5 protein-coding genes are annotated in these 4,410 nt (G+C 69.5%); 3 read left to right on the forward strand and 2 right to left on the reverse strand.

From position 1 onward, the window contains the following. Positions 1–134: 134 nt before the first annotated feature. From G3O06_RS46705 to rfaE2, 3 genes are all read left to right on the forward strand, one after another. The gene (locus tag G3O06_RS46705) at positions 135–1,361 is read left to right on the forward strand and encodes a patatin-like phospholipase family protein (protein ID WP_174916241.1); all 1,227 of its coding nucleotides are present in this window, start codon (positions 135–137) and stop codon (positions 1,359–1,361) included. A 465-nt stretch (positions 1,362–1,826) separates the two neighbouring features. Then, positions 1,827–2,705, forward strand: coding sequence for a diiron oxygenase (locus G3O06_RS46710; protein ID WP_011353352.1), 879 nt, complete (start codon positions 1,827–1,829; stop codon positions 2,703–2,705). A 187-nt stretch (positions 2,706–2,892) separates the two neighbouring features. Then, entirely contained in the window at positions 2,893–3,378 is a 486-nt protein-coding gene (gene rfaE2 / locus G3O06_RS46715; RefSeq protein WP_129513070.1) for a D-glycero-beta-D-manno-heptose 1-phosphate adenylyltransferase, read from the forward strand. Positions 3,379–3,394: 16 nt separating this feature from the next. Here the strand turns inward: rfaE2 and G3O06_RS46720 are convergent, their stop codons facing one another. Further along, entirely contained in the window at positions 3,395–3,637 is a 243-nt protein-coding gene (locus G3O06_RS46720) for a hypothetical protein (RefSeq protein WP_174916240.1), read from the reverse strand. 203 nt (positions 3,638–3,840) lie between these two features. Beyond that, positions 3,841–4,410: type III pantothenate kinase (locus G3O06_RS46725; RefSeq protein WP_205820130.1), on the reverse strand; the 570-nt coding region annotated here is incomplete at its 5' end.

A 4,410-nucleotide genomic window follows, 5' to 3' on the forward strand; every position in this document is an offset into this window, starting at 1 on the left:
CCAAGCCCGCCGCGAAGCGCGCGAAGTCCGCCGGTTCGGCCGGCTCGGCCGCGGCGCGTGCGGCAGCCGCTTCGTCGCCCGAAACCCGTCCGCCGAAGCGTTCGACGTGACGCGGCGCAGGTAGCAGGTCGATCATGCGGCTCGCGCTCGTTCTGATGGGAGGCGGCGCACGTGCCGCCTATCAGGTCGGCGTGCTGAAGGCGCTGGCCGAGATCGCGCGCGAGGCCGATCCGCAGCGGCACACGCTGCCGTTCTCGGTCGTGTGCGGCTCGTCGGCCGGCGCGATCAACGCGACGTCGATCGCGAGCCACGCAGACGACTTTTCCCATGGTGTGCGGCGCCTGCTCGAATTCTGGGAGCCGTTGCGCGCCGACTACGTGTATCGCACCGACTGGCTCGGCATCGCGGCCGCCGGCGCGCGCTGGCTCGCGACGATGACCTTCGGCTGGGCGGCCCGCCGTTCGCCGCGTGGGTTGCTCGACAACACGCCGCTCGCGCACCTGTTGCAGCGCGAGCTGAGTTTCCACCGGATCGAGCAGATGCTCGAGGCGCGCCTGCTGCACGCGCTTGCGATCACTGCGCTGAGCTATTCGAGCGGCCGGCACCTGACGTTCTACCAGGCGGCGCAGCCGATCCAGGCGTGGCGGCGCGCGCAGCGCACCGCGCGGCTCGTCGACCTGTCGGCGTCGCACCTGCTCGCGTCGTCGGCGATTCCGTTCGTGTTCCCGGCCGTGCCGCTCGTGCTCGACGGGCAGATCGAATACTTCGGCGACGGCTCGATCCGGCAGATCGCGCCGCTGTCGCCGGCGATCCACTTCGGCGCCGACCGGATCGTCGTGGTCGGCGCGGCCGACCCGCGGCCCGAGATTCCGGCCGCGAACGGCACCGGGCTGGTACGCGGCTACCCGACGCTCGCGCAGATCGGCCAGCAGGTGCTCGCGAGCGTGTTCCTCGACTCGATCGGCTCGGACATCGAGCGCATCGAGCACATCAACCGGATGATCGAGCACCTGCCGCACCAGGTCGAGGTGGACAGCGGCTGGCGGCACGTCGACGTGCTCGCGATCGCGCCGTCCGAGCGAATCGAGCTGATCGCGGCGAAGCACCTGAAGCAGATGCCGGCGACGATGCGCGGGCTGCTCGGCGCGATCGGCGGCAGCCAGCCGGCCGGCGCGTCGTTCGCGAGCTACCTGCTGTTCGAGGAGGCGTTCACGCGCGAACTGATCGAGCTCGGCTATCGCGACGGGCGCGCGCAGCGCGACGCGCTGGCCGGCTGGATCGCGCTGGCGGACGGCGGCAGCGCGTCGGCCGCCGGCATGCCGCCGGAAGACGGCCTCGCGACCGGCGAAATACGGGTCTGACGCGCCGAAATGGTGCATGGTTGCGTTTTCGCGACGGTCGACCGCGACCGATCGCCGCACTGCGATTGGCGGAGCACGACCGGCCAGGCGTCTCGGAACCGTCATGGACGCGTGCTATCATGGCCGCCGCCGTATACACCATATCGAACAGCCCGCCGATCCGGCATCCGCACGGGACCCTTCGGGGAACCCGCCTGGGGCAGGGGACGGGCTCGTCAGCGAGCCGGCCAGCGCCGGCCCCCACTCAGGCAAGCGCAGCCGGTTCCGTTCGAGCGGAGCGCGGCTGCGGCATGCCGCAACGGCGGCGGCGCGGCCGCCCGGCTGCCGGACGAGCAATCAGCGTCCGGCCGGCCGGTTTCACGCGTAAAATTACAGTCTTGGCTGCAAAAAGCGCGCGTGGCGCGCCTTTGCGGCAACAGTCACGTTTAGAGAAGTCGCATTGCGCAGAACAGGGGTGGGACCATCATGAACACGATGCTTTATCCGGAACTTTACAGATCGCTCGAAGCTGTCCGCTGGGACATGGAGAAGGACATTCCGTGGGACAAGTTCGACGCTTCGCTGCTCACCGACGAGCAGGCGAAGACGATCAAGATGAACGCGATCACCGAATGGTCGGCGCTGCCCGCGACGGAAATGTTCCTGCGCGACAACCAGCACGACAGCGATTTTTCCGCGTTCATGAGCGTGTGGTTCTTCGAGGAGCAGAAGCATTCGCTCGTGCTGATGGAATACCTGCGCCGCTTCAAGCCGGAAATGGTGCCGACCGAGGAGGAACTGCACGCGGTGCGTTTCCAGTTCGATCCGGCGCCGCCGCTCGAGACGCTGATGCTGCACTTCTGCGGCGAGATCCGCCTGAACCACTGGTACCGCTGCGCGGCCGACTGGCACACCGAGCCGGTCATCAAGCAGATCTACGAAACGATCTCGCGCGATGAAGCGCGCCATGGCGGCGCGTACCTGCGCTACATGAAGAAGGCGCTGAACAACTGCGGCGACGTTGCACGTGCCGCGTTCGCGAAGATCGGCGTGCTGATGGCGTCGGCGCGCCGCACCGAGAAGCCGCTGCACCCGACCAACCTGCACGTGAACCAGGCGCTGTTCCCGCGCGACACAGTGCAGTCGCGCCTGCCCGATCCGGAATGGCTCGAGCGCTGGCTCGACGAGCAGATCCGGTTCGACGGCGAATGGGAAAAGAAGGTCGTCGAGCGGATCCTGCACAACCTGTCGATCCTGTTCGAGCGCACGTTCGCGACCGCGCAGGAGCTGAACCGCTACCGCAAGGAAGTCACCGGCCGCCTGCAGGCTGAAAGCGGTCCGTCGTCGGCCGCACAGCCGGCCTGAGGCCGGTTGGACGACTGGCGCTGCAGCCGGTGCGCGTTGCGCCGGCCGCGTGGCCGGTTTGTCCGGTTCACATTCGTTGCATGAAGCCCGCCCGGCCGGTCCGGCGGGCTTTTTATCTGGCGCCGCCGCCGCGTCCTGCCGTCCGGTCGGCCGCGCGCGCCGTTGTTCATTCCGTCCAGCTCCCACCATGTCCGCCACCTTCGAACGCAAGCTGATCACCCGTGATGCCCTCGTCGCCCTGCGCGCGTCGCTGCCGTCGCCTGTCGTGTTCACCAACGGCGTGTTCGACATCCTGCATCGCGGCCACGTCACGTATCTCGCCGACGCGAAAGCGCTCGGTGCGTGCCTGATCGTCGGCGTGAACAGCGACGCGTCGGTGCGCATGCTCGGCAAGGGCGACGACCGCCCGATCAATCGCGAGGACGACCGCGCGGCGCTGCTTGCGGCGCTGGAAAGCGTCGACTGGGTCGTGAAGTTCGAGGAAAAGACGCCCGTGTCGCTGATCGAGGCCGTCCGGCCGGACATTCTCGTGAAGGGCGGCGACTACGACATGGATGCGTTGCCGGAATCGGCGCTGGTGCGCGGCTGGGGCGGCCGTGCGCTGGCGATTCCGTTCGAGCACGATCGCTCGACCACCGCGTTGCTGAAGAAGGTGCGCGCGCAGCAGTCCTGAGCGTGGCCCGGCGCCGTCAGGGCGCGGACGCCGCGAGCGGTTCGGCCGTGACGGCCGGCGGCGCGATCGGGCCGCCGATGACGGGCTGGTCGGTTGCGCGCGCGAGCGGCGTCACGCGCAGCGCATCGGGCCGTACCTGCCGCGCCAGCACGCCGGGCTCGCGCGGGCCGGCCGCCGGCAGCGGCCCGAACACGCCGCGCGCCACCACGAACGCGAGCATGTTGGCGAGAAAGAGAACAGCGATCAGCCAGCGCAGCATCGTCGACACTCCTCGTCGTCATTGACGTGGTTCACGTCATTCAATCGGGCCGGCCGCATCGCCGGCTTTTTCATTCCTTCCGTTCTTCCGTTGACCGTGCGCGCGGGCGGCTGTCGTGGCGCGCCCCGCCTTTCACCGTCATCGTGACGCAGGCCGCCCGGGCATGCGTTGCCGTGCGCCGGAGCGACGCCGGTGCCTTTCCGTCACTCCTGCGCCGCCGTAGCGGTCGCCGCTTCCGCGGCAATCAGCGCGAGCCCGGACAGGATCAGCGCATCGTGCCGCGTATGCGGGAGCGTCAGCGCACGCGCGACGTCGTCCGCCGCGCCGCCGGCCAGCACGAGCCGCACGGGCGCTTGCCACGCATCGCCAAGATCGCGCCACGCGCGTTCGATCAGCCCGGCCTGCGCGTACAGACAGCCGGCTGATAGCGAGCGCGGTGTGTCGACCTGGAACGGTTCTGCCTGCGCACCCGCGAGCAGGCCGCTCGCGATGTCGGTGGTCAGCGTCGGCAACTGAGCGGTGTGCGTGCCGAGCGCGCGCATCATCAGCGCCCAGCCCGGTGCGATCAGCCCGCCCGTGAAGCGGCCGTCCGCGCGCAGCGCCTCGAGCGTCGTCGCGGTGCCGAACGTCGCGATCAGCAGGTGCTCGCCGGGAAACGCCGCGTGCGCGCCGATCAGGCCGGCCCAGCGGTCGCTGCCGAGCTGGTCGGGCGTCGTATAGCCGTTCGTCACGCCGCATTGCGCGGGCTGCGAGCGGATCATCGTGCGCGGCAG

It is taken from the genome of Burkholderia sp. Ac-20345, from assembly GCF_017104825.1.
Lineage (GTDB): Bacteria > Pseudomonadota > Gammaproteobacteria > Burkholderiales > Burkholderiaceae > Burkholderia > Burkholderia lata_B.

Bases quoted from the DNA above. Each gene is read 5' to 3' on its own strand.
- rfaE2 (WP_129513070.1), top strand. From the start codon at position 2,893: ATGTCCGCCACCTTCGAACGCAAGCTGATCACCCGTGATGCCCTCGTC.
- G3O06_RS46705 (WP_174916241.1), top strand. From the start codon at position 135: ATGCGGCTCGCGCTCGTTCTGATGGGAGGCGGCGCACGTGCCGCCTAT.
- G3O06_RS46710 (WP_011353352.1), top strand. From the start codon at position 1,827: ATGAACACGATGCTTTATCCGGAACTTTACAGATCGCTCGAAGCTGTC.
- G3O06_RS46720 (WP_174916240.1), bottom strand. From the start codon at position 3,637: ATGCTGCGCTGGCTGATCGCTGTTCTCTTTCTCGCCAACATGCTCGCG.